At 42.4% G+C, this 23,618-nt stretch carries 26 protein-coding genes; 21 read left to right on the top strand and 5 right to left on the bottom strand.

Annotated features, from left to right (window positions below):
• The first annotated feature begins 123 nt into the window (after positions 1 to 123).
• Together C6348_RS06590 and C6348_RS06585 are read left to right on the top strand one after the other, a co-directional pair.
• On the top strand, positions 124 to 1,224 hold the full coding sequence (locus tag C6348_RS06590) for a Rap family tetratricopeptide repeat protein (RefSeq protein WP_066030680.1): 1,101 nt from the start codon (positions 124 to 126) through the stop codon (positions 1,222 to 1,224).
• 226 nt (positions 1,225 to 1,450) lie between these two features.
• Positions 1,451 to 2,188: a glycerophosphodiester phosphodiesterase gene (locus C6348_RS06585; protein ID WP_106042381.1), complete on the top strand. Its 738-nt coding sequence runs from the start codon at positions 1,451 to 1,453 to the stop codon at positions 2,186 to 2,188.
• A 34-nt stretch (positions 2,189 to 2,222) separates the two neighbouring features.
• Here C6348_RS06585 and C6348_RS06580 read toward each other — a convergent pair whose 3' ends face one another.
• A complete protein-coding gene (locus tag C6348_RS06580) occupies positions 2,223 to 2,459 on the bottom strand; it encodes a DUF2627 domain-containing protein (RefSeq protein WP_034661240.1) in 237 nt (78 codons plus the stop codon).
• 149 nt (positions 2,460 to 2,608) lie between these two features.
• Between C6348_RS06580 and C6348_RS06575 the strand changes: the two genes are divergently transcribed.
• The 9 genes from C6348_RS06575 to C6348_RS06535 all read left to right on the top strand — a co-directional run bounded on the left by C6348_RS06575 (position 2,609) and on the right by C6348_RS06535 (position 13,029).
• Positions 2,609 to 4,681, top strand: coding sequence for a sigma-54 interaction domain-containing protein (locus C6348_RS06575; RefSeq protein WP_034661239.1), 2,073 nt, complete (start codon positions 2,609 to 2,611; stop codon positions 4,679 to 4,681).
• A gap of 125 nt (positions 4,682 to 4,806) precedes the next feature.
• Positions 4,807 to 5,700 (top strand): phosphate butyryltransferase, encoded by an 894-nt coding sequence (yqiS, locus tag C6348_RS06570; protein ID WP_106042379.1) that lies wholly within the window; start codon positions 4,807 to 4,809, stop codon positions 5,698 to 5,700.
• Between the two features lie 25 nt (positions 5,701 to 5,725).
• A complete protein-coding gene (bcd, locus tag C6348_RS06565) occupies positions 5,726 to 6,820 on the top strand; it encodes a branched-chain amino acid dehydrogenase (protein ID WP_003215658.1) in 1,095 nt (364 codons plus the stop codon).
• 33 nt (positions 6,821 to 6,853) lie between these two features.
• Positions 6,854 to 7,975: a butyrate kinase gene (buk, locus tag C6348_RS06560; protein WP_060596815.1), complete on the top strand. Its 1,122-nt coding sequence runs from the start codon at positions 6,854 to 6,856 to the stop codon at positions 7,973 to 7,975.
• Positions 7,965 to 9,389, top strand: a complete 1,425-nt coding sequence (gene lpdA / locus C6348_RS06555; RefSeq protein WP_106042378.1) for a dihydrolipoyl dehydrogenase — start codon at positions 7,965 to 7,967, stop codon at positions 9,387 to 9,389. Before buk ends, lpdA begins: the two co-directional genes overlap by 11 nt.
• A 17-nt stretch (positions 9,390 to 9,406) precedes the next feature.
• Entirely contained in the window at positions 9,407 to 10,399 is a 993-nt protein-coding gene (locus C6348_RS06550; RefSeq protein ID WP_060596813.1) for a thiamine pyrophosphate-dependent dehydrogenase E1 component subunit alpha, read from the top strand.
• A 12-nt stretch (positions 10,400 to 10,411) separates the two neighbouring features.
• Entirely contained in the window at positions 10,412 to 11,395 is a 984-nt protein-coding gene (locus C6348_RS06545; RefSeq protein ID WP_106042377.1) for an alpha-ketoacid dehydrogenase subunit beta, read from the top strand.
• Positions 11,396 to 11,413: 18 nt separating this feature from the next.
• Complete coding sequence (locus C6348_RS06540; protein ID WP_106042375.1) at positions 11,414 to 12,670, top strand: dihydrolipoamide acetyltransferase family protein; 1,257 nt, start codon at positions 11,414 to 11,416, stop codon at positions 12,668 to 12,670.
• A 65-nt stretch (positions 12,671 to 12,735) separates the two neighbouring features.
• Entirely contained in the window at positions 12,736 to 13,029 is a 294-nt protein-coding gene (locus C6348_RS06535; protein WP_034661226.1) for a YesK family protein, read from the top strand.
• A gap of 15 nt (positions 13,030 to 13,044) precedes the next feature.
• Here the strand turns inward: C6348_RS06535 and C6348_RS06530 are convergent, their stop codons facing one another.
• Positions 13,045 to 13,938 carry a YegS/Rv2252/BmrU family lipid kinase gene (locus tag C6348_RS06530; RefSeq protein ID WP_106042374.1) on the bottom strand — a complete coding sequence of 298 codons (894 nt, stop codon included), beginning with the start codon at positions 13,936 to 13,938 and terminating at the stop codon, positions 13,045 to 13,047.
• Positions 13,939 to 14,108: 170 nt separating this feature from the next.
• On the opposite strand from C6348_RS06530, the gene C6348_RS06525 reads away from it, so the two are divergent.
• From C6348_RS06525 to C6348_RS06500, 6 genes are all read left to right on the top strand, one after another.
• Entirely contained in the window at positions 14,109 to 14,546 is a 438-nt protein-coding gene (locus C6348_RS06525) for a BrxA/BrxB family bacilliredoxin (protein WP_034661224.1), read from the top strand.
• 195 nt (positions 14,547 to 14,741) lie between these two features.
• Positions 14,742 to 15,506, top strand: a complete 765-nt coding sequence (locus C6348_RS06520; protein WP_095285372.1) for a transporter substrate-binding domain-containing protein — start codon at positions 14,742 to 14,744, stop codon at positions 15,504 to 15,506.
• A gap of 126 nt (positions 15,507 to 15,632) precedes the next feature.
• Positions 15,633 to 16,289: an arginine ABC transporter permease ArtQ gene (gene artQ / locus C6348_RS06515; RefSeq protein WP_003215691.1), complete on the top strand. Its 657-nt coding sequence runs from the start codon at positions 15,633 to 15,635 to the stop codon at positions 16,287 to 16,289.
• Complete coding sequence (gene artM / locus C6348_RS06510; RefSeq protein ID WP_034661222.1) at positions 16,282 to 17,004, top strand: arginine ABC transporter ATP-binding protein ArtM; 723 nt, start codon at positions 16,282 to 16,284, stop codon at positions 17,002 to 17,004. Before artQ ends, artM begins: the two co-directional genes overlap by 8 nt.
• A gap of 120 nt (positions 17,005 to 17,124) precedes the next feature.
• Positions 17,125 to 18,078, top strand: a complete 954-nt coding sequence (locus tag C6348_RS06505; protein WP_034661221.1) for an aromatic acid exporter family protein — start codon at positions 17,125 to 17,127, stop codon at positions 18,076 to 18,078.
• Between the two features lie 53 nt (positions 18,079 to 18,131).
• Positions 18,132 to 18,641, top strand: coding sequence for a L,D-transpeptidase (locus tag C6348_RS06500; protein WP_034661220.1), 510 nt, complete (start codon positions 18,132 to 18,134; stop codon positions 18,639 to 18,641).
• A 38-nt stretch (positions 18,642 to 18,679) separates the two neighbouring features.
• On the opposite strand, the gene prli42 is transcribed toward C6348_RS06500, so the two are convergent.
• A complete protein-coding gene (gene prli42, locus C6348_RS18810; protein WP_149865350.1) occupies positions 18,680 to 18,772 on the bottom strand; it encodes a stressosome-associated protein Prli42 in 93 nt (30 codons plus the stop codon).
• A 102-nt stretch (positions 18,773 to 18,874) separates the two neighbouring features.
• Here prli42 and mce point away from each other — a divergent pair, with 102 nt between their 5' ends.
• From mce to C6348_RS06480, 4 genes are read left to right on the top strand one after another with little or no spacing between them, the layout of a single operon-like run.
• Complete coding sequence (gene mce / locus C6348_RS06495) at positions 18,875 to 19,297, top strand: methylmalonyl-CoA epimerase (RefSeq protein ID WP_034661218.1); 423 nt, start codon at positions 18,875 to 18,877, stop codon at positions 19,295 to 19,297.
• Positions 19,284 to 20,753, top strand: coding sequence for an acyl-CoA carboxylase subunit beta (locus tag C6348_RS06490; protein WP_066030688.1), 1,470 nt, complete (start codon positions 19,284 to 19,286; stop codon positions 20,751 to 20,753). The genes mce and C6348_RS06490 overlap by 14 nt, the downstream gene beginning before the upstream one ends.
• A gap of 16 nt (positions 20,754 to 20,769) precedes the next feature.
• Positions 20,770 to 21,891, top strand: a complete 1,122-nt coding sequence (locus C6348_RS06485) for a M20/M25/M40 family metallo-hydrolase (RefSeq protein WP_106042372.1) — start codon at positions 20,770 to 20,772, stop codon at positions 21,889 to 21,891.
• Between the two features lie 14 nt (positions 21,892 to 21,905).
• Positions 21,906 to 22,370: a chemotaxis protein CheW gene (locus tag C6348_RS06480; protein WP_034661215.1), complete on the top strand. Its 465-nt coding sequence runs from the start codon at positions 21,906 to 21,908 to the stop codon at positions 22,368 to 22,370.
• Between the two features lie 36 nt (positions 22,371 to 22,406).
• Here the strand turns inward: C6348_RS06480 and C6348_RS06475 are convergent, their stop codons facing one another.
• Together C6348_RS06475 and C6348_RS06470 are read right to left on the bottom strand one after the other, a co-directional pair.
• A complete protein-coding gene (locus tag C6348_RS06475) occupies positions 22,407 to 23,225 on the bottom strand; it encodes a membrane protein insertase YidC (protein ID WP_066030690.1) in 819 nt (272 codons plus the stop codon).
• Between the two features lie 27 nt (positions 23,226 to 23,252).
• Positions 23,253 to 23,534 (bottom strand): hypothetical protein, encoded by a 282-nt coding sequence (locus C6348_RS06470; protein ID WP_003215677.1) that lies wholly within the window; start codon positions 23,532 to 23,534, stop codon positions 23,253 to 23,255.
• Between the last annotated feature and the right edge of the window lie 84 nt (positions 23,535 to 23,618).

The following is a 23,618-nucleotide window of genomic DNA, read 5'->3' as shown; positions in this document are numbered from 1 at the left end:
GCGTTTTAAAGTCACTGGCTTCTTAGAGATTGTGCCATTTGAACTGAATATTCCCATTGTCGAATTTAATAATTTTCACATTCTTTTACTATGCTATAATAATGAGAAGAAGAGGGTGAGGTTATGGGAAAGCTGAAAATCCACTCTGCTGAGGTAGCGAACGAAATTAGCAAGTGGACGAGGGTCATTTCTCAGAATGACCTAGAAAAATCTGCTGTCTATAAAGAGAAAATTCAGAATTTGCTAAAAAATACAGATGAAGACCGTGAAGTTCTCCTTTATTATCAGCTTGTTAATGGCAGACATGAAATGTTACTTGGAAATATTGAAAAAGCCAATCACATTATGAAGAGTGTCGGAACGCTTGATGAGAAAGCAGATGACATTATTAATTTTTATTTTTACTTTTACAAAGGCCAATATGCTGCATATGTGAAAAAGTATGATGAAGCCATCAGTTTTTACAAAATTGCAGAACAGCGCCTAAAACGTGTGAATGAAGACCTTGAAGTAGGAACTTTTCACCATAAGGTTGCTTCAATCTATTACGAACTGAAACAAAATTTCATATCCATTAATCATATCAAAAAAGCCATCGATACGTTCAAAGCGCATGAAGAGTATACAGCGCAGGCGATTGACAGTTTGATTTTACATGCAAGTAATTGTATTGATTTGTTTCAATTTGAAGAAGCAGAAGAAAAATACCAAGAAGCACTTGAGAAAAGTAAACGCATTAACAATGAAGTGCTGATTGGGAAATGCTATCACAATTTAGCCGTTCTTTATTATGCGAAGCCTGATTATGAAAAAAGCGCACAATATGCCAAAAAAGGGATGGGCATTCAAATTCACCGTGACAATAGCCATTATTACATCCAATCTTTATATGTTCTGGCAAATGCCTTGGTTCATCTAGGAGATCAAGAGGCGAAGGAATATATTAAAGAGGGTATTCAGTATAGCTGCGATATCCAAAATAATGAATATATAGTAAAATTTGAAATTTTGGATTTGATGTGCGAAAATAGTGGAGCAGCAGACGTATTCTCTGAAAAATTAGACTACATAGAAAAAAATAGATTATATGTGGAGCTTGAGGATTTGTCTGAACAAATATCGAAATACTTCAAGGAACGAAATGACTATCAAAACGCCATTCGTTTTCTTGAAAAGAAATTCGATGCACAAATACTTCAAAAGAAAGTGGAGGTTATCTTATGAAAAAGTTGTTGTTAGGTGTAACCGTCGTTACAGCAGTCGCAGTTGTTTCTTCCCTTTTTGCTCTTGACGCAGAGACGACAGAGCAAGCCATCAGAGCGATTACGTGATCGAATTTACCTGTGAGCCTCTTCGTACTAATCAGAAGAGGTTTTTTTATGTGCTCAAACTGGAAAAACGAAAAGAGACACGTCATAATGAAAGGAAGCATCATACTTAGAGGTGACCTATGACGAAAATTTTTGCACACAGAGGTTTTAAAGGAATCTACCCTGAAAATACCATGATAGCCTTTGAGCAAGCACTCCATTCTGGAGCTGACGGAATTGAGCTCGATGTTCAGCTGACGAAAGATGGCAAGCTTGCTGTCATTCACGATGAGAAGCTGAACAGAACAACGAATATGAAGGGCTTAGTGAAAGACCATACATATGAAGAGTTAAAAGCAGGAGATGCGAGTCATTCTTTCTATGAAGAAACCGGTGCTGTATCCATTCCTCTTTTAGAGGAAGTATTGGAGCTAGTGACGCAGCAATCATCACTCATCATCAATATTGAACTGAAAAATTCCATTTATCGATATCCTGGTATTGAAGAGAAAGTAAAGGAGCAAATTGAACACTTTCAAATAGAAGATCGTGTACTTGTCTCATCGTTTCATCATGGGAGTTTAGCTCTTTTTCACAAGCTGATGCCGCATGTTGAGCTTGCTGTTCTCACAATGGATGTGATTCATCAGCCGGAGATGTACTTAAAAACAGTACCTGCAAGAGGTTATCATCCGAATATAAAGGGCGCAGGGGTGACAAAAGAAGTCGTGTCGGCTCTCCGTGCCGCTCAGCAAGTGATCAGGCCGTTTACGGTAAACAGTGAAAAGCAGATGAAAAGCATGTTTTCCTTAGGTGTCGATGGAATTTTCACTGATTTTCCTGACAGAGCCGTCAAAATAAGAGAAGAAATGAAATAAAGACCTGCTATCAGAAGCGGGTCTTTTTTCATGTCTATCTCTGCTTAAAGCGGGTGGTCACTTTATTGCGTTTGCGGTCTCTATATAAAATAAAGCCAGCGACTACATAAAGACCTCCTCCTAAAAATAATAACCCTGCAATTCCTTGCAGCCATAAAAATGGAAATGGTGCAATGATGATGCCGAAAACCGTGTCACGCAGCAGCTTAATCCCAAGTGCAGCAAGCGCGCCAGGTATTAAAATAATCACTAATGCAAGTATTCTCCCCATCAAATGTCCCCTTAAACGTCATTTACTTCCATTGTCTAATTCAAAAAATATTTTGTCAAGAAAGGAAAACGTGGTAATATAAGAGTTGTGCAATTTTTTGCAACGGAAAAATATGGTGTGCAAATTTTTTCATATAAAGGGGTAACGGGATGCAGAGAGTCTTGATTGTCGGTGCAGGACACGGTGGATCAATATTGCTTGAAACATTGCTGAAAACAAATATGATTCAAATCGTTGCGATCGCCGACCTTGATCTTGGGGCACCGGGGATGGTAGAAGCGAAAAAGAATGGAATCGATACGACAACGGATTGGAAAGAATACATAAAAGATGACATTGATATCATCATTGAAACAACGGGCAGTTCAGCTGTGCTTAAAGAACTGATGAAAGAAAAACGAGAGCATGCTGTCATTGTTCCGAGTTCGATGGCATACGTCATATCAGAATTAATGTCAGAAAAGCATCAGCTCATTCAAATATTAAAGGAACAAACCTATAAACATGACCGCATTTTTAATGCAACGAACGATGGCATGATTTTTATTAATATGGATGAAGAAGTCGTCCTATTTAATCGGTCGGCTGCCAAAATGGTTGGATGTTCGCAAAAAGATGCGATTGGCCGTCACATACGTGAAGTCATTCCAAACACAAAGCTTCCCGATATTTTAAGATCGAGGGAGCCTGAATTTAATCAAAAACAATTTCTGAATCAGCAAATACAAATTGTCACAACGCGTTTGCCAATTATTGATGACGCAGGAAGAATGCTGGGCGCTTTATCGATCTTCAAAGATATTACAGATGCGGTGGAGCTTGCGGAGGAAGTCACAAACCTCAAAGAAGTGCGGACAATGCTTGAGGCCATTATTCAATCATCGGATGAAGCGATATCCGTCGTAGATGAGCAGGGGAAAGGAATTTTAATCAACCGAGCTTACACGAAAATGACGGGGTTAACAGACAAAGAAGTTGTGGGCAAACCAGCAGGTGCGGATATTTCTGAAGGCGAAAGCATGCATTTGAAGGTGCTTGAAACGAGAAGGCCGGTTCGAGGCGTTAGAATGAAAGTCGGACCAAATAAGAAGGATGTGATCGTCAACGTAGCGCCAGTGATCGTTGATGGCATTCTAAAAGGCAGTGTCGGCGTCATTCATGACGTATCAGAAATTCAATCACTCACCAATGAATTGAATAAAGCAAGACAGCTCATCCGGACACTTGAGGCAAAGTACACATTTGAAGACATTATTGGAGAAAGTGAGCAAATGCTTGTGGCACTTGAGCAGGCAAAGCTAGGGGCAAAAACACCAGCCACCATTTTACTCAGGGGAGAATCAGGTACTGGGAAAGAGCTGTTCGCGCACGCTATACACAATGAAAGTGACCGGAAATATAATCGCTTTGTAAGAGTCAACTGTGCGGCCTTATCGGAAACCCTTTTAGAATCAGAGCTTTTTGGCTACGAGGAAGGAGCGTTTTCTGGTGCAAGGCGCGGCGGTAAAAAAGGGCTATTTGAAGAGGCAAATCACGGCAGTATTTTTTTGGATGAAATTGGTGAAATGACGCCAAGTACACAAGCGAAATTATTACGCGTCATGCAGGAGAAAGAAATTGTCAGAGTAGGCGGAACTAAAGCCATCCCTGTTGATGTACGTGTGATCACCGCAACAAATGTCAATATTGAAAAAGCGATGGCGGAAGGAAAATTCAGAGAGGACTTATATTATCGCATGAACAGATATCCGATCTCTATTCCGCCGCTAAGGCAGCGCCTTGAAGATATTGACTCCTTAAGCAAACGTCTCATCCAGAAGATCAATTTAGACTATGGACGAAATGTGAGCGGCTTAACGGAAGGGGCGCTCGATAGACTTCGATCCTACAGTTGGCCTGGAAACGTAAGAGAACTGGAAAATGTCCTTGGACGAGCCATGATCTTTTTGAACCCGCAAGAAGAATGGATCGATGAAGATCATATTTCCTTCATGGAGTCAGAAGAGCAGGAAGAAAAAGAGCAGCAGGAACTGGCTGTCAGTCAATTTGAGGGAGAGACACTTTCTGATGCTGTTGAGGCATTTGAAGCGCAGCTGATTAAACAAACCCTTGAAAAGCATCAATTCAACCGCACGAAAACAGCGAAAACGTTAGGGATTAGCATTCGAAACCTTTACTATAAAATGGATAAATATCAACTTGCAAAAGATAGCATGCAATAAAATGCATGTTACCTGCAGAAAATTGCATGTATTTCATGCGAAATGTCTTATGTCGCTGCATTTCAAGCTGGCACAGAACTTGCATATGAAAACCATGAACCGAGCATAAGGAAAGGTGGACATATATGAAGCTTGACGATCTGATTATGAAAGCCGCCCAGCTGCAAAATAAAACTGCTGCTGTGGCTCATGCAGAAGACGAAGAAGTGCTTCATGCCATCAAGATGGCAATTGAACGAAAGGTCGCTCGCTTCCTGCTGGTTGGGAACAAACGCAACCTGAAGGAGCTGGTGAAACAGCATGAGATCAATGAGGACTGGATAGATATTATTCATTCGGATTCTCCTGAAGAATCAGCCAAAATTGCCGTGCAGGCAGTGAGTGAGAAGCATGCAGATATATTGATGAAGGGGCATGTCCCGACAGCCGTTCTTTTAAAAGCCGTACTGAATAAAGAGTACGGGCTGCGGACAGCGAGTGTCCTATCACATGTCGCGGCATTCGAAGTGCCGGGCTTTGATCGTTTTATTTATGTCACGGATTCTGCGATGAACATCGCGCCCGATTTAAATATGTTCAAAGAGATCACGATCAATGCTGTTCAAGTAGCACAAGCTGTCGGAAACGACATGCCAAAGGTGGCAGTGTTATCTGCGGTAGAGGTCGTGAACCCGGCAATGGATTCAACTTTGACAGCGGCAAGTCTGGCACAAATGAATAGGCGAGGTCAAATTTCTGGCTGCCTCATTGACGGGCCTCTTGCTTTAGACAATGCCATTTCTCAAACGGCAGCTTCTCATAAAAATATTACAAGTGATGTCGCCGGTCATGCAGATATTTTGCTTGTGCCAACGATTGAAGCAGGGAACATTCTTTATAAATCTCTCATCTACTTTGCACATGCAAAGGTGGGAGCTGTGGTGGCAGGAGCGAAGGCGCCGATTGCCTTAACAAGCCGGTCGGATACAGCCGAAAGTAAGCTTTATTCAATTGCACTTGCCATCTGTACATCAAATTAAGCGGAAGTCATAGGAGGAATAAACAATGGAACTTTTTAAATATATGGAACGATACGATTATGAGCAGCTTGTATTTTGTCAGGATGAACAGTCTGGCTTAAAAGCCATTATTGCTATTCATGATACAACACTTGGGCCAGCACTAGGCGGGACGAGAATGTGGACGTATGAAAACGAAGAAGCAGCGATCGAAGATGCGTTACGTCTAGCAAGAGGGATGACTTATAAAAACGCAGCAGCAGGCCTGAATCTTGGCGGCGGGAAAACAGTCATCATCGGTGACCCGAGAAAAGATAAAAATGAAGAAATGTTCCGTGCGTTTGGACGCTACATTCAAGGATTGAATGGCCGCTATATCACAGCGGAGGATGTCGGTACAACGGTAGAAGACATGGATCTTATTCATGAAGAAACAGACTTTGTGACAGGTATTTCTCCTGCATTTGGTTCTTCCGGAAATCCGTCTCCTGTTACGGCTTACGGTGTATATAAAGGGATGAAAGCTGCTGCCAAAGCTGCATTTGGGACCGATTCATTAGAAGGAAAAACAATTGCTGTCCAAGGTGTTGGGAATGTGGCCTACAATCTGTGTAAACACCTGCACGAAGAAGGCGCACAGCTGATTGTCACAGATATCAACAAAGACTCTGTAAAACGAGCTGTAGAAGACTTTGGTGCAAAAGCAGTAGACCCTGACGATATTTATGATCAAGCATGTGATATTTATGCACCATGTGCACTTGGTGCAACGATTAACGATGTAACGATTCCTAAGTTGAAAGCAAAGGTCATCGCAGGTGCAGCCAATAACCAGCTGAGAGAAACGCATCACGGCGATCTTATCCATGAAATGGGCATTGTCTATGCACCTGATTATGTGATCAATGCAGGCGGCGTGATTAACGTTGCTGATGAGCTTTATGGCTATAATGCAGATCGTGCGATGAAAAAAGTGGAAGGTATTTACCAAAATATTGAACGTGTCATTGAAATTTCAAACCGTGATGCCATTCCAACTTATAAAGCGGCAGACCGATTGGCAGAGGAGCGAATTGAAAGAATGCGCAAATCAAGAAGCCAATTCCTGCAAAATGGTCAACATATTTTAAGTCGTCGCTAATTTGAAGAATGAGTTGAAACGGAGGTTTTGTTTTTGCTGACAAAAGAATGGCGTATTCTCACAATCAATCCTGGCTCTACTTCAACAAAAATCGGTGTGTTTCACAATGAACGATCTATTTTTGAAACGACACTCAGACATACAGATGAGGAATTAAAGCAATTCCCACATATCATTGATCAATTTTCATTTCGTAAAGAAACAATCCTGAAAACGCTGCATGAACAAGGGATGAACATCTCAAAGTTTGATGCAGTGTGCGCACGCGGCGGCCTTCTCCGGCCTATCGAAGGAGGCACATATGAAGTCAATGAGCAAATGGTGGAAGACCTGAAAGAAGGATATGCCGGCCAGCATGCATCAAATCTGGGCGGTATCATTGCACGAGAAATTGCACTTGGCCTGAACATCCCAGCTTTTATTGTCGATCCAGTTGTGGTGGATGAACTAAAACCAATTGCTCGTATTTCAGGGCTGCCAACGATTGAAAGAAAAAGCATCTTCCATGCATTAAATCAAAAAGCAGTCGCAAGAAAAACGGCTGCATCCTTTGGGAAGCGTTACGAAGATTTGAACATGATTATTACGCATATGGGCGGCGGCATCACCATTGGTGTACATGAAAAAGGAAAAGTCATTGATGTCAATAACGGACTGCATGGCGAAGGACCTTTCAGCCCGGAGCGAGCGGGGACCCTGCCAACAGGTGACCTCGTCAATCTTTGCTTTTCTGGTGAGTACAGCCAAGAGGAAATGCTGAAACGCATTATTGGTGAAGGCGGACTTGCGGGCTACCTTGGCACGACAGATGCTGTGAAAGTGGAGCGCATGATTGAAGCAGGCGATGAACGGGCGGCGCTGATTTATGAAGCGATGTGCTATCAAATTGCCAAGGAAATCGGTGCGGCTAGTGCTGTCTTAAAAGGAGCAGTTGATGTCATTGTGTTAACAGGTGGACTTGCGTACAGCAAACAAATTACATCAAGTATTAGAGGATACATTGACTGGATTTCAGATGTTGTCGTGTATCCAGGCGAAAATGAACTGCAATCCTTAGCAGAAGGTGCACTTCGTATTTTAAAAGAAGAAGAATCACCGAAAGAATACCCAAATGATCAACGGATGAAGAAAGGAGTGACAAGTCATGGCAACTGAATATGACCTCGTCATTCTTGGTGGAGGCACAGGCGGCTATGTAGCGGCCATTCGTGCCTCACAGCTTGGATTGAAAACAGCAGTTGTAGAAAAAGAAAAGCTTGGCGGAACATGTCTGCATAAAGGATGCATTCCGTCTAAAGCGCTGCTTAGAAGTGCAGAAGTCTATCAAACCGTCAAAGGTGCTGCTGATTTTGGCGTTGAGGCAAACGGCATTGCCTTGCAATTTGCCAATGTGCAGAAAAGAAAAACAGAGATTGTAGAGAAACTAGCAGGCGGCGTCAAACACTTAATGAAACAAGGAAAAATTGATGTCTATGAAGGGATCGGCCGTATCCTTGGTCCATCTATCTTTTCGCCAATGCCAGGAACCATCTCCGTAGAAATGGCAAATGGAGATGAAAATGAAATGCTCATTCCAAAGCAGGTCATTATTGCGACAGGTTCAAGACCGCGGATGCTGCCTGGGCTTGAAGCAGATGGGACGCACATTCTTTCATCAGATGATGCACTTGAACTGCCAGAGCTTCCACAGTCAATGCTCATTGTCGGCGGCGGGGTGATCGGAATTGAGTGGGCTTCCATGCTCAATGATTTTGGTGTGAAGGTGACTGTGATTGAATTTGCAGATCGCATATTGCCAACAGAGGATCATGACATTTCTAAAGAAATGGAAAAGCTTTTATCTAAAAAAGGCATCACCTTTGTGAAAAATGCGAAAGTACTGCCAGATACCGTCAAAAAGCAGGAGAATCTCGTGACGATTCAAGCAGAAAAGGATGGAGACATTCAGACGTTTGAAGCGGAAAAACTTCTTCTTTCAGTCGGCAGAGTACCAAATATTGAAGGCATTGGTCTTGAAAACACGGACATCCAAACAGAAAAACAAGGCATTGTCGTGAATGAACATTATCAAACGAAAGAATCGCATATTTACGCAATAGGAGATGTCATTGGCGGGCTTCAGCTGGCACATGTGGCTTCACACGAAGGCATGATTGCTGTGGAACATATGGCTGGGAAAGATCCAAAGCCGCTCGATGAAACGCTCGTATCTAAATGTGTCTACTCTCACCCAGAAACCGCTAGTGTTGGACTCACTGAACAGGCGGCAAAAGAGCAAGGCTTCGAAGTGAAAATGGGGAAATTTCCATTTATGGCGATCGGTAAAGCGCTTGTGTACGGGGAATCTGATGGATTCGTCAAAATCATTGCCGATCAAAAGACAGATGATATTTTAGGGATTCATATGATTGGTCCTCATGTAACAGATATGATATCTGAAGCTGGATTAGCCAAAGTACTTGATGCAACGCCGTGGGAAGTGGGGCAAACGATCCACCCGCATCCAACCTTATCAGAGGCGATTGGTGAGGCAGCTCTTGCTGTTGACGGGAAGGCGATCCATTTTTAATCAAGGAGGGAAATAGGATGAGTAACATGCGTCATCAGGAATTAGGATTATCAGATGAACAAGCAATTGATATATATAGAACAATGCTTCTAGCAAGGAAAATTGATGAACGGATGTGGCTTTTAAACCGTTCTGGTAAAATTCCATTCGTGATTTCTTGTCAAGGGCAGGAAGCGCAGCAAGTCGGTGCTGCTTTTGCTCTCAATAGAGAAGAGGATTACGTCTTACCTTACTACCGTGATATGGGGGTTGTCCTCGCATTTGGGATGACAGCCAAAGATTTAATGATGTCTGGTTTCGCAAAACAAGACGATCCAAACTCGGGCGGAAGACAGATGCCAGGTCATTTTGGACAAAAATCAAATCGAATTGTGACGGGATCTTCACCTGTCACAACGCAGGTTCCTCATGCAGTGGGGATTGCACTTGCTGGACGTCTGGAGCAGAAAAACTTTGTCAGCTTTGTCACGTTCGGTGAGGGCTCTTCAAACCAAGGTGATTTCCACGAAGGCGCTAACTTCGCTGCTGTGCATAAGCTGCCTGTTATTTTCATGTGTGAAAACAATAAGTACGCGATTTCCGTGCCGTATGACAAACAAGTGGCATGTGAACGCATTTCAGATCGTGCAATTGGGTACGGAATGCCTGGTGTAACCGTTGATGGCAATGATCCGCTTGAAGTATATGCCGCTGTCAAAGAAGCGAGAGACCGTGCGGCAAGAGGCGAAGGGCCAACGTTGATTGAAACGATCTCTTACCGTTTAACTGCGCATTCAAGTGATGATGATGATTCAAGCTATCGAGAAAAAGAAGAAGTGCTCGAAGCGAGAAAGAAAGATCCGCTCATCCAATATGAAACGTATTTAATCGAAGGAAACGTCATGACTTCTGAAATGAAAGAAGAGATGACAAAAGAAATCATGCAAATCGTAAACGAAGCGACTGATGAAGCGGAAAACGCTGCTTATGCTGATGCAGAAAGCGCACTTCGTTACGTGTATGCGGAGTAAGGGGGAAGAAAAATGCCTGTTATGTCATATATAGACGCCATTACACTGGCGATGAAAGAAGAAATGGAACGAGATCCAAAAGTGTTTGTGCTCGGAGAGGATGTCGGGAAAAAGGGCGGCGTATTTAAAGCGACAGCGGGTCTTTATGAGCAATTCGGAGAGGCGCGCGTCATGGATACACCTCTTGCAGAATCAGCCATTGCTGGTGTAGGTATTGGGGCAGCGATGTATGGAATGCGCCCAATTGCGGAGATGCAATTTGCGGATTTCATTATGCCTGCAATCAACCAAATCATTTCAGAGGCTGCGAAAATCAGATACCGCTCAAATAACGATTGGAGCTGTCCAATGGTCATCCGCGCACCTTACGGGGGCGGTGTACACGGGGCGCTTTATCATTCACAATCGGTTGAAGCGATTTTTGCCAATCAGCCTGGTTTGAAGATTGTCATGCCTTCTACACCTTATGATGTAAAAGGTCTTTTAAAGGCTGCGGTGCGTGATCCAGATCCTGTATTGTTCTTTGAACACAAACGTGCCTACCGTCTCATCAAAGGAGAAGTACCTGAGGAGGATTACACACTCCCTATTGGAAAAGCAGATGTGAAACGTGAAGGCGATGATATCACGGTCATTACATATGGCCTCTGTGTCCATTTTGCGCTGCAAGCAGCAGACCGCCTTGCGAAAGACGGCATTTCTGCGCATATTCTCGATTTGAGAACAGTGTACCCGCTCGATCAGGAAGGCATTATTGAAGCGGCATCAAAAACAGGCAAAGTGCTTCTTCTAACGGAAGATACAAAAGAGGGCAGCATCATGAGTGAGGTAGCGGCGATCATATCAGAGCATTGCTTATTTGATTTAGACGCACCAATCAAACGTCTAGCCGGACCAGAAATCCCGGCAATGCCTTATGCGCCGCCAATGGAAAAATTCTTCATGGTCAATCCAGATAAGGTAGAAGCTGAAATGAGAGAGCTAGCGGCGTTTTAAGAAAGAGGAGGGTTTCAAGTGGCAATTGAACAAATGAAAATGCCTCAGCTAGGTGAAAGTGTAACAGAAGGAACCATTAGCAAATGGCTCGTTTCACCTGGCGATCATGTGAATAAATACGATCCGATTGCGGAAGTCATGACGGATAAAGTGAACGCAGAAGTCCCGTCATCTTTTACAGGAACGATTACAAAACTATCGGCTGAAGAAGGCGATACGCTGCAAGTAGGAGAAGTGTTCTGTGAAATTGAAGTAGAGGGCAGCTCGCAGCAGAGTGCGAAAGAAGAAGCGGCACCTGAGCAAAGTGAAGCACCTAAAGCAGATCAAACAAAAGAGAATCAAAGTCAAAAGAAACGCTACTCTCCAGCAGTCCTTCGTTTAGCAGATGAGCACAGTATTGATTTAGCGGCTGTTCAAGGAACCGGAGCAGGCGGACGAATCACAAGAAAAGATTTACTTCAGCTCATTGAAAACGGCGGCGTACAAGAGAAGGCAGCACCTGTTAATGAACAGGCGGCAAAGCCGGAGCCTGCGCAGCCATCAAAACCAAAAGCGGCCCCTTCCGTCTCTACAATGCCTGGTGATGTTGAACTGCCAGTCACGCCAATTAGGCAGGCGATTGCGGCAAATATGCTGAGAAGCAAACATGAAATTCCGCACGCATGGACGATGATGGAAGTCGATGTGACAAACCTTGTGACAAGAAGAAATCAGCTCAAGGACCAATTTAAAGCAAAAGAAGGCTTTAATTTGACGTTCTTTGCGTTCTTTGTCAAAGCAGTGGCTCAGGGCTTAAAGGAATTCCCAGAAATGAACAGCATGTGGGCTGGAGATAAAATTGTGCAAAAGAAAGCAATCAATGTCTCGATTGCTGTTGCGACTGATGACGCTCTTTTTGTTCCAGTCATTAAGGATGCGGATGAAAAAACGATTAAGGGCATCGCCAAAGAAATTCATGAGCTTGCTTCCAAGGTGAGACAAGGAACGCTGAAGCAAAGTGACATGGAAGGCGGCACCTTCACTGTAAACAACACGGGATCATTTGGTTCTATACAATCCATGGGAATCATTAATTACCCGCAAGCGGCGATTTTACAAGTAGAATCGATCGTGAAGCGTCCAATGATTGTAAATGGCATGATTGCAGCAAGAGACATGGTCAACCTTTGTCTCTCATTAGATCACAGAGTACTTGATGGTCTTGTATGCGGCAGATTCCTTCAACGAATAAAACAAATCCTTGAAGGCATTGACGAGCAGACATCTGTTTACTAAAACAAGAATGTCCCCCTCCCGGTATGGAGAGGGGGATTTCTACATAATGAGAAAGGAGCGGTGATATGTCTGGATTAGACTTTTTTGCGTTTTTAACGGTTGGGCTCATGTTTATCACAGCAATTGCGTTCGCTTTTCTTCGATATATTTCTAAATCACGCAATCATCCTGAAAGATTACTACTCATCATATCAATCGTTTCAATGATTCAAATTGTGTATTGCTTGCTGATTGTCGGTGGATTTAAAGGAGCAGCAAATAGTCTCTTAGGAATTTCTCTTCTTGCCGGGACGCTGCTTGGCTATGCACTTGAATATTTATACAGACGCTATATCAAAAAAACGCCCGAAAAAGAATGATTTCGGGCGTTTTCTTTATTCTGCTGGAACAATAAAGGTCAAATGCTGTTTTAACACTTCTAAAGAAGCAGGGGCTGTCATGTACACTTCGCCATCCGTATCGGCATCCATTTCCTCTTTTGTGTGGATCCGAATACTGGACGCTTGAATGAGGGAGAGATCGCCGGTGAAATCCTCCAGTTCTTCCCGGTTCATAGAAAAGATTTCTTTTAGAGCAGAGAAGCTCGTATTTCTGCAAATGAAGATTTCTGCTTTCCCATCATCAATTGCAGCATTGGGCAAATCAATTTTATTTGTCCCGATGAAATGTCCATTCATGACAAGAACGATGACGGCTTCTTCTTCCCAGCTTTCCTCCTCTGTTTCAATTCGTACGTGAAAAGGATCTGTTTGCTGCAAGGTGCGCAGGGCACTTGTGAAGTAGCTGATTTTGCCGAGTACAGCTTTTTCCTTGTCATTAATATTGTTGGATGTGTCTGTAATCAGCCCGATGCCCCAAAAGTTTAACAAGTATCGATCTTCTGCTTTGATTAAGTCGACCTTCTTTTCTATGCCGTCTACAATTATTTGAGCGGCTTTTTGCATTTGTTGCGGAATACCAAGCGTTCGAGAAAAGTCATTGCATGTCCCGCCTGGTAATATCGCTACAGCCGGCCTTTTTTCTAAACCGCCGATGCCATTCATGCATTCATGCACGGTTCCATCTCCGCCTAATATGATAAGCAATTCTATCGTCTCATCAATTGCACGACAGAATTGATAAGCATCATTTGGCTGTTTTGTTGGTTTAAGAATGAGTTCATCAATATGTAGAGAAAGAAGAGGTACTGTTTGACCGAGAATTTTTTCCATGTTTTTTTGTCCAGCATTTCCATTATAAATGAGCATCGCTTTTTTGAATTGTGCCATCACGCAGTTCTCCCTTTCATCTCTTTATCATCACTTTTCCCCAATTTTGCGGCGTATAAACGATGTTCAGAAAAAGTGGGGAATGAAAAGACAACACATTTGCCCGCAGGCGTTTTCCTTGATATGATGTTGTTAAAATGGTTTTGGCATGCTAAAGGAGTGGACGGACAATGAATATTGATTTTAATTTATTTATGAATGATATTGTGAAACAAGCGAGAGAAGAGATCAAACAGGCAGGCTATACTGAGCTTACATCATCTGAAGAGGTAGATGAAGCACTGTCTAAAAAAGGCACAGCACTTGTGATGGTGAATTCAGTATGCGGATGTGCTGGCGGTATTGCAAGACCAGCTGCAGGCTATTCTGTTCATTACGATAAGCGTCCAGATCAATTGCTGACAGTGTTTGCTGGACAAGACAAAGAGGCAACAGCAAGAGCCCGTGAATACTTTGAAGGCTTCCCGCCATCTTCACCATCCTTTGCATTATTAAAAGATGGAAAGATCATTAAAATGGTCGAACGTCATGAAATTGAAGGACACGAGCCAATGGAAGTCGTGTCAAAGCTTCAAGCTGCATTCGATGAGCATTGCGAAGAAATTTAATGTGTGACGTTTGAATGATGAAATAAAAAGCAGTCCGGTCTTTAGATCGGTCTGCTTTTTGTTTTATAAGACCATTGAATCAAAATAATTTTAGCAAAATACTATTGCATCTTAAAAAGAAAGTGTTTAAAATACATTATAGTGAATAAATATTCAAAACAATACATGATTTTAAATATTGGGAGGCATTATCTTATGAAAAAGTGGTTATTATTACTTATGACAGCTGGTCTTGCAGCTGCACTCGCAGCTTGCGGAACTTCTTCTAATAATTCAAACGCATCAGGAGATGACAAAACACTCGTTATGGCGACATCAGCAGATTATCCGCCATTTGAATCAAAAGACGGAGATGAAATTGTCGGTTTTGATGTCGATCTTGCAACAGCACTAGCGAAAAAGAACGGCTACAAGCTAGAAATTCAAGATATGGATTTTGCAAGCCTTGTATCAGCGCTTAAAACAAATAAAGCTGATATCGTCCTTGCAGGCATGACCCCTACAGAAAAACGAAAAAAACAATTAGATTTCTCTGATGTTTATTACAATGCTAAAAACTTAGTTGTCTCAAAGAAATCTAGCGGAATGAAAACAGAGAAAGACTTAAAAGATAAAACAGTCGGCGTTCAATTAGGTTCAATCCAGCAGGATGAAGCAAACGGTTTGCAAAAGAAATATAACTTAAAAGTGGAAGACCGTAATAAAATCTCTGATATCATTCAAGAAATCAAAGCAGGTCGTTTTGATGCAGCCATTATTGAAGATAAAGTAGCTGCTGGTTATTTGAAAAAAGAAAAAGACTTCCAAGCATTTGGATTGAATAGTTCAAACGAAGGTTCAGCCATTGCATTCAAGAAAAATAGCGACTTAACAGCCAAATTTAATCAATCATTAAAAGAAATGCAAGACAATGGCGAACTTGATAAATTAATTAAAAAATGGTTTGCTGATGAAAAATAAGTCAGGAAAAGGATCAGCGTCATTCATGAAAATTCAGTAGAAAGCGCTGAAAAGTTCAACTTATGTTGAACTTTTTTCCTGTTTTATTTTTTGATTTCGTATGAAGGCATAAAAAAGGAGACTGTCATGTTGGATTTTAAAGATGTAATACCTCAGATGCCCTTTATTTTAGAAGGGCTTAAGGTCACACTTTCTATTGTTGTGGTATCACTTTTTCTTGGATTTATCTTAGGAATTTTATTAACGCTTTGCAAAATTAGTGTATTTAAGCCGCTCATTTGGCTTGCAGATTTTTATACATCCATCTTCCGAGGCACGCCGCTTGTGCTTCAATTGCTCATTATTTATTTTGGTCTGCCTCAGCTTCTCGGGTTTCAAATCGATCAATACTGGGCTGCTGTAGCCGCATTTTCACTAAACTCTGCGGCATACGTATCTGAAATTATTCGTGCTGGTATTAATGCGATTGATAAAGGTCAAAAAGAAGCAGCCGTTGCTTTAGGCATCCCTTATGCTAAAATGATGAAGGACTTATTGCTTCCGCAGGCATTTAAAAATATTTCACCTGCACTTGTGAACGAAACGATTACACTGACAAAAGAATCAGCTATTGTGACAGTCATTGGACTGGGAGATGTCATGAGACGAGCTTACCAAGCAGGTGCCGTCACGTATAATTATCTTGAACCGCTTATTTTTGCAGGTCTCATCTATTATGTCATCGTGCTTGTTCTCACCTTTGTCGGCAAATCGGTGGAAAGGAAGTTAAAATCAAATGATTAACATAGAGAAACTCACAAAATCTTTTGGCAAAAATGAAGTATTAAAAGGGATCGACACCACCATTAAAGAAGGGGAAGTTGTGGCAGTCATTGGACCATCTGGTTCAGGAAAATCGACGTTTCTTCGCTGCATCAACTTGCTTGAAAAGCCGACTTCTGGTGTCATTACAATTCAGGATACTGAAATCACAAACCCAAAAACCAATGCACTAAAAGTGCGTGAGAATATCGGAATGGTGTTTCAGCATTTCCACCTGTTCCCGCATAAAACCGTGCTGGAAAATATCACATATGCGCCAATGAATGTGAAGAATCAATCGAAGGAAGACAGCATCAAACAAGCTGAAGATTTGCTGAAAAAGGTAGGGCTTTTAGAGAAAAAAGATGATTTTCCGAACCGTTTGTCAGGCGGTCAAAAGCAGCGTGTGGCAATTGCACGTGCGCTTGCGATGACTCCAGACATCATGCTGTTTGACGAACCAACTTCTGCACTAGATCCAGAAATGGTCAAGGAAGTCCTAGAGGTCATGAAAGAGCTGGCTCAATCTGGAATGACACTTGTGATCGTCACACATGAAATGGGCTTTGCAAAAGAAGTGGCTGACCGCGTGATCTTTATGGATGATGGGAAAATTGTAGAGGATGCAAACCCTGTGCAATTCTTTGAATCGCCGTCGTCACAGCGCGCGCAAGACTTCTTACAAAAAATATTATAAAGAAAAAAGAGAAGGCGACTTAACATCTCCTTCTTTTTTTGATTATAATGGGGAAAGTAAAAAAAGTTCATCATTTCACAATAGTGAATGGAAACAAGACAGAAAAGAGTGAATCACATCATGTTTAAAATCGGCTACCGAACGCTGAAAACAGCACTAGGAACAGCGATCGCCATTTATATTGCACAACTGCTCGGCCTTCAAAATTATTCCGCTGCCGGGATTATTACGATCCTGTGTATTCAGGTGACGAAGAAACGGTCGCTCCTCGCATCAGGCGCCCGCTTTGCAGCTTGCAGTCTTGCCATTTTATTTTCTTATCTATTTTTCGATCTGATTGGGTATCATCCTTTTGTGATTGGTCTGATGCTGCTTGTCTTTATTCCGACAACCGTTTTGCTCCGCATTAAAGAAGGGATTGTCACAAGTTCAGTCATCATTCTCCATTTATACATGTCCGGCGGGATTACCCTTCACCTCATTTGGAATGAGCTGCTGCTGATAACAATTGGTGTTGGCGTAGCACTTATCATGAACTTGTATATGCCAAGTGTCGATAAAAAGCTCAAACGCTACAGCGAACAGATTGAAGCCAACTTTGCAAAAATCTTTGAGGAAATCGAGCAATACTTAATGACAGGGAAACAAGACTGGACAGGAAAAGAAATACCAGAGACACATCAATTGATCAAAGAAGCGAAAGCTCTCGCATATCGTGATGTTGAAAACCATGTCCTAAGACATGAAAACCTGTATTATCATTATTTTAATATGAGGCAAAAGCAATTCGAAATCATTGAGCGTGTGCTTCCGAAAATCACGTCCATTTCCATCACAACAGAGCATGGGCAAATGATTGCCGAATACGTCAGAGACTTACGCGAACATATTCACCCAGGGAACACGGCGCATAAGTTTTTAAGACGTCTCATTGATATGAAAGAAGAGTTCGATAAGCTTCCGCTGCCGCAAACACGAGAAGAGTTTGAGGCAAGAGCTGCACTTTTTCATTTCCTCGGAGAAATGGAACAATATTTAGTATTGAAAAGCTATTTTAAAGGGATGAAAGAATAGAGACGCATGAGTTCCTCCTTCATTGGTCAATCTAATGAAAAAAGGAGGAGCCTATGCGTCTTTTATTTTATACCGTATTGACCATGTCCCTTTCACCTATCTGGCCGCTCGGACAAAACCCGCTTCCAGGAGACCCGTATGTCATTATTAATAAACAAACAAATGAACTTGCCTATATTGATCAAGGACAAATCCAAAAAATATATCCTGCTTCTACAGGGAAAACAGCCGATTTAACACCAGAAGGGGAATTTACCATTATGATCAAAGCGAAAGATCCCTATTACAGAAAAAAGAATATTGAAGGCGGTGCGAAGAATAACCCTCTTGGCCGAAGGTGGATTGGATTTGATGCACGAGGAACAGATGGCAGAACGTACGGAATTCATGGGACGAGTGACGAAACATCGATTGGGAAATTTATCACGGCAGGCTGTGTGAGACTTCATAATCAAGATGTAGAGCTTCTATTTGACCAGCTTCCGATTGGAACAAAAGTATGGATTACAACATCAAGCGATTCATTTGAAAAGCTTGCCAAAGACAAACAGGCCATTCGTTGATTGAACGAATCACCTGCTTGTCTGCTTTTATTGAAACCTTATAAAAAGGTTGCTGCTCCTGCTAAAAGTGAAGAAATTAACAGCAGGCTGATCATGAGCAATACCATGAATTTCATAAATTTCTGAGACATATCGCACCCCTATAACCGAAGATTTTTTGCGACGAACGCACCTTTCTTTATTCTAGCTGGTTTTTTCAAATGCGACAAGTGATCAACAAAGGAAGTGAACGGATGAATCAAATCGATCATATTGCCATTGCGGTCTTTTCTATTAAACAAACATCTCAACTCCTTCATCAGCTGTTTAACTGGCATTTTTCAGACATACAAGAGGTTCCTGAGCAGGAGATTAAAGCGTCCTTCGCTTCACTTGATCATGTGCACATTGAATTAATTGAACCAATGTCAGACAGCAGTAAACTACATACCTTTTTAACAAAAAGAGGAGAGGGGCTCCATCATATTGCGTTAAAGTCAGGTGACATTCATGCAGATCTTAACCATCTTGATCACCTTGGCGTGCAGCTTCTCCAAAAATCAGCACAGAAGGGCGCAAGCGGCAAGCAGATTGCATTTATTTCACCTAAAGAAACGTCTGGTGTGTTATTCGAATTGTGCGAGCCCTTGAAAGGAGAAAAACATGGCAATGAATGAATCGTTCAATGACTTGTCTAAATGGCGGGAAAAAGCGTTAATGGGCGGCGGTGAAAAACGAGCAGCCGCGCACAGAAACAAAGGAAAGCTATCGGTTCGCCAGCGGCTGCATGAACTTCTTGACGTGGGCAGTTTCATGGAAATTCAGAGGTTTGCAACAGGCCGCATGTCAGAGCATGTCGGTGATGGCGTCGTCATTGGAACGGGACTTATTCATGGAAAGCCAGTATGTGTTTATGCACAAGATGCAACAGTGCATGGGGGCTCTTTAGGCGAAATACATGCCAAAAAAATTGCTTCTCTAATGGATCTCGCTGCTAAAAATCAGATGCCGGTCATCGGTCTAAAAGACTCAGGTGGTGCGAGAATTCAAGAGGGTGTGGTATCATTAGAAGGATACGGACAGATTTTTAAACGGAATGTGCTGTACTCTGGTCAAATCCCGCAAATATCCGTTATTTTAGGCTCATGTGCTGGAGGTGCAGTCTATTCTCCTGCTTTGACTGATTTTGTCTTCATGACAGAACAAACAGCTCATATGTTTTTAACAGGTCCGAAAGTAATAGAAAAGGCAACAGGAGAAACGGTCTGTCCTGACCGTCTTGGCGGTGCAAGTGTTCAGCATCAGACAAGCGGGAATGTGCACTATACTGGGAAAGATGAGCAGGACGTGTTAAAGGCGGTTCGAACACTTTTAACGTACATACCAACGACTAAACAGCCTGACATGCACACTGAAGTGCAAAAGCATGACGCCGTTGATCCAGGCAAAATCTTGCCAAAGGATCCATCACGCACCTATGATGTCAAACAAGTGGTGACAGCGATCATCGATCCAGGCTCATTCTTTGAGACCCAGCCTTGTTTCTCAAAAAATATCGTCACAGGGTTTGCCAGATTAAAAGGGGCTCCAATTGGCGTAGTTGCCAATCAGCCAAAGGTGTTGGCAGGAAGCCTTGACCTTGACGCTGCCGATAAAGCGGCCAGGTTTATTCGATTTTGCGATGCGTTTCATATTCCGATCTTAACGCTTGTCGACGTCCCTGGTTTTTTACCAGGGGAGAAAGCCGAGCATGCGGGAATTATCCGTCACGGCGCAAAGCTTTTATATGCGTACGCTGAAGCGACCGTTCCAAAAATCACGGTGATTTTAAGAAAGGCGTTTGGCGGTGCATATGTCGCGATGAATAGCAAGGGCTTAGGCGCTGACTTTGTTTATGCATGGCCAGCGGCAGAAATTGATGTCATGGGGAAAACGTTCGCAGACGAAATCGTTCATCCTGCTTCGCGCGAGGTTGAGACGGAACCAAGTGTATTAAAAGCGGCTCAGGCAGGGCTGATAGACGATATTTTCATGCCGGATGAAACGAGAGAGCGATTGATTCGCTCGTTTGATTTGCTTCGCAGTAAGGAAGAAGATAGACCGTTAAAAAAGCATGGCAACATGCCGCTATAAGAGGAGGAGCATCATCATGATCAATGAAAAACGTTTACTAGACGAATTTTTAGAACTGGTTCAGATCGATTCGGAAACAAAACACGAAGAGAAAATTGTGGAAGTCTTAAAAGAAAAATTCTCGCAGCTTGGTCTTAAAGTGGTGGAAGATGACTCAAAAGCGAAAACTGGCCACGGTGCAGGCAACCTCATCTGTACACTGGAAGGCAATCAAGAGGCTGATACTATCTATTTCACTTCTCATATGGACACAGTTGTTCCCGGCAATGGCGTAAAACCAGTCATTGAAGACGGCTATGTGAAGACAGATGGAACAACCATTCTTGGTGCTGACGATAAAACAGGGCTTGCGGCTATGTTTGAAGCCATCCGCGTGCTGAAAGAGAAGAAATTACCGCATGGAACGATTGAATTTGTCATCACAGCAGGTGAGGAATCAGGACTTGTTGGAGCAAAAGCGTTAGATCCAAAATTGATGACAGCAGCATACGGCTATGCCCTTGATTCAGATGGCAAGGTCGGGACAATTATCGTAGCTGCGCCAACACAGGCGAAAGTACGCGCAACCATTTACGGAAAAACAGCTCACGCAGGTGTGGCACCTGAAAAAGGCGTGTCTGCGATTACCATTGCATCAAAAGCCATTGCCAGCATGCCGCTTGGCCGAATTGATGAAGAAACAACGGCGAATATCGGGCGTTTTGAAGGTGGAACGCAAACGAATATTGTGTGCGATCAAGTCGATATCCTTGCTGAAGCACGCTCTTTAGAACCTGCAAAAATGGAAGCACAAGTAGCGAAGATGAAAGAAGCCTTTGAAAAAACCGCTAAAGAAATGGGCGGAAGTGCCGATGTACAAATTGACATCATGTATCCAGGCTTCAAATTCTCTCACGGCGATCAAGTCGTAGAAGTGGCGAAAAAAGCGGCTGCGAAAATTGGCCGTCAATCAGAACTACAGACGAGCGGCGGAGGCAGTGATGCAAACGTCATTGCAGGAAACGGCGTCCCAACTGTCAACCTAGCTGTTGGATATGAAGATATTCATACGAAAAATGAGAAAATGCCGATTGAAGAATTAGTCAAAACAGCTGAAATGGTTCTCGCCATTATCGAAGAAACGACAAATCTATCGTAAAGGCAGGAGACTCTGTGAGCACGCAAAAGATCATTATTTTCCAAGTGGGGCAAGAGGATTTTGGCATCAGTGTAGAGCATATTCGTTCGATTGAGAAGGTCCCTTATTTACAAGAAGTATCGAACCTTCCAAAAGAAATTAAAGGACTGATGTCATTAAGAGGAGAAGTCATCCCTGTCAGTGACACAGGCGTGATGCTTCACGGAAAGCCTCTTGATGTGAACGAACAGTCCAAGGTGTTGCTATTTGAATTAAACGATCAAATGATTGGCTGTCTTGTCTCAGATGCAAAAGATATTATCGATATCGAGCTAAGCGAGATCAAGCCATTTCATATGAACACGAAAGCCTCCGAATATTTCTTCGGCGTTGTGGAGAGAGAGAACAAAATGATTTTACAAGTGGACCCTAATAAGTTCCTTGGGAGAATTGATGACCTCGATCAACTGCCAGAGCGGTTAAAAGAAGAGTTGGCATAAAGAAAATCCCCCTATCTGATGATAAGGGGATTATTTTTATTCAGCAGCTGGGCTAGCTTGGTCGTTTGCCTCAGCTTTCGATTTTGATTTTTGGTACATGACATTCAAAATAATTGTTTGGATTGTGAGTAGTAATCCGCTTGTCATCCAGTATAAAGGAAGGGCAGCGGGTGCATTGATTGAAATAAACAGCATCATGATTGGGAAAATCATGCCCATGACTTTGGCTTGCTTCAGCGCAGCTTCTGTCTGGGTGCCTGATTGCTTCGCAAATCTTTGCGTAACATAAAATTGCAAGAAATACATGGCGCCTGCAAAGATCGCGACCAATAGATCGGTTTGTCCTAAGTTAAACCATAGGAACGAATGTGTTGCGATCTCAGGTGTTGAGCGGATCGCTGAGTAAAAGCCAAGAACAATTGGAATTTGAATCAGCATAGGCAGACAGCCCATTGCCAGCGGGTTCACATTGTTCTCTTTGTATACTTTCATCATGTCCATTTGTAGTTCTTTTTGTTTTTCAGGTTCTTTCGTTTTCTTCAATTTGCTTTGAATTTGGTCAATTTGAGGCTTCACCAGTGCCATTTTCTCCTGCATGACTCTTTGTTTCTTAAATTGGTTCGCAAAAAGAGGGAAAATCAGCAGGCGGACGATCAAGGTCACGAACATAATCGATAAACCATAATCATCATGGAAGAAGTTCGCAAGCCAAATGATCAGCTCCGAAAAAGGCTGGACAAAATAATGATGGAAAAACCCATCAGAGCTCGCATTCGTTTGCCCACTCGCTGCAAAAGCAGGTGAGGCAATCATCATTAAACATAAAGTCGTACAAATCGTCAATAAACGTTTCAATTCGTTTCCTCCTCATTTTTTAAAAAATTAATTAGAGAGAGGAAGCGAATGGTCTTCATCATCATTTGATGATCGTTTCATTCGAATGACTTTACTAATCCAAGTTGTAATGCGATCATATATGATAAACAGAAAGTCTGTTCGGTTCAATAAAGATGCGTCCAACTCTTCCAAACGATGTCCACCGAGGTGTTCGTTCATACGGCAGTCTTTTAATAAAAACGCAATGCCGATAGCCGTCAGCGCTGGAAGAATAATCGTAAAGAATTCAACAAGGAAAAAGACTTCATTGAATGTATCAATAATCATGATTATCACATCCATTTCATTACTCACAGTGTACTATACACTATATGAAATGTCTATTGGAACAAACATGAAGTAACAAGAGTC

Source organism: Bacillus sp. YBWC18 (assembly GCF_002998775.1).
In the GTDB taxonomy this organism is placed as follows: Bacteria; Bacillota; Bacilli; order Bacillales; family Bacillaceae; genus Bacillus.
This window is presented reverse-complemented; position numbering and strand designations above follow the sequence as displayed.

Excerpts from the sequence above, each read along its gene's own strand:
- C6348_RS06485 (WP_106042372.1), top strand. The coding sequence starts at position 20,770 with ATGATCAATGAAAAACGTTTACTAGACGAATTTTTAGAACTGGTTCAG.
- prli42 (WP_149865350.1), bottom strand. The coding sequence starts at position 18,772 with ATGTCTCAGAAATTTATGAAATTCATGGTATTGCTCATGATCAGCCTG.
- C6348_RS06525 (WP_034661224.1), top strand. The coding sequence starts at position 14,109 with ATGAATATTGATTTTAATTTATTTATGAATGATATTGTGAAACAAGCG.
- C6348_RS06585 (WP_106042381.1), top strand. The coding sequence starts at position 1,451 with ATGACGAAAATTTTTGCACACAGAGGTTTTAAAGGAATCTACCCTGAA.
- C6348_RS06545 (WP_106042377.1), top strand. The coding sequence starts at position 10,412 with ATGCCTGTTATGTCATATATAGACGCCATTACACTGGCGATGAAAGAA.
- yqiS (WP_106042379.1), top strand. The coding sequence starts at position 4,807 with ATGAAGCTTGACGATCTGATTATGAAAGCCGCCCAGCTGCAAAATAAA.
- C6348_RS06490 (WP_066030688.1), top strand. The coding sequence starts at position 19,284 with ATGGCAATGAATGAATCGTTCAATGACTTGTCTAAATGGCGGGAAAAA.
- C6348_RS06550 (WP_060596813.1), top strand. The coding sequence starts at position 9,407 with ATGAGTAACATGCGTCATCAGGAATTAGGATTATCAGATGAACAAGCA.
- bcd (WP_003215658.1), top strand. The coding sequence starts at position 5,726 with ATGGAACTTTTTAAATATATGGAACGATACGATTATGAGCAGCTTGTA.
- C6348_RS06470 (WP_003215677.1), bottom strand. The coding sequence starts at position 23,534 with ATGATTATTGATACATTCAATGAAGTCTTTTTCCTTGTTGAATTCTTT.
- artQ (WP_003215691.1), top strand. The coding sequence starts at position 15,633 with ATGTTGGATTTTAAAGATGTAATACCTCAGATGCCCTTTATTTTAGAA.
- artM (WP_034661222.1), top strand. The coding sequence starts at position 16,282 with ATGATTAACATAGAGAAACTCACAAAATCTTTTGGCAAAAATGAAGTA.
- C6348_RS06535 (WP_034661226.1), top strand. The coding sequence starts at position 12,736 with ATGTCTGGATTAGACTTTTTTGCGTTTTTAACGGTTGGGCTCATGTTT.
- mce (WP_034661218.1), top strand. The coding sequence starts at position 18,875 with ATGAATCAAATCGATCATATTGCCATTGCGGTCTTTTCTATTAAACAA.
- C6348_RS06500 (WP_034661220.1), top strand. The coding sequence starts at position 18,132 with ATGCGTCTTTTATTTTATACCGTATTGACCATGTCCCTTTCACCTATC.
- C6348_RS06520 (WP_095285372.1), top strand. The coding sequence starts at position 14,742 with ATGAAAAAGTGGTTATTATTACTTATGACAGCTGGTCTTGCAGCTGCA.
- lpdA (WP_106042378.1), top strand. The coding sequence starts at position 7,965 with ATGGCAACTGAATATGACCTCGTCATTCTTGGTGGAGGCACAGGCGGC.
- C6348_RS06505 (WP_034661221.1), top strand. The coding sequence starts at position 17,125 with ATGTTTAAAATCGGCTACCGAACGCTGAAAACAGCACTAGGAACAGCG.
- C6348_RS06590 (WP_066030680.1), top strand. The coding sequence starts at position 124 with ATGGGAAAGCTGAAAATCCACTCTGCTGAGGTAGCGAACGAAATTAGC.
- C6348_RS06530 (WP_106042374.1), bottom strand. The coding sequence starts at position 13,938 with ATGGCACAATTCAAAAAAGCGATGCTCATTTATAATGGAAATGCTGGA.
- C6348_RS06580 (WP_034661240.1), bottom strand. The coding sequence starts at position 2,459 with ATGGGGAGAATACTTGCATTAGTGATTATTTTAATACCTGGCGCGCTT.
- C6348_RS06575 (WP_034661239.1), top strand. The coding sequence starts at position 2,609 with ATGCAGAGAGTCTTGATTGTCGGTGCAGGACACGGTGGATCAATATTG.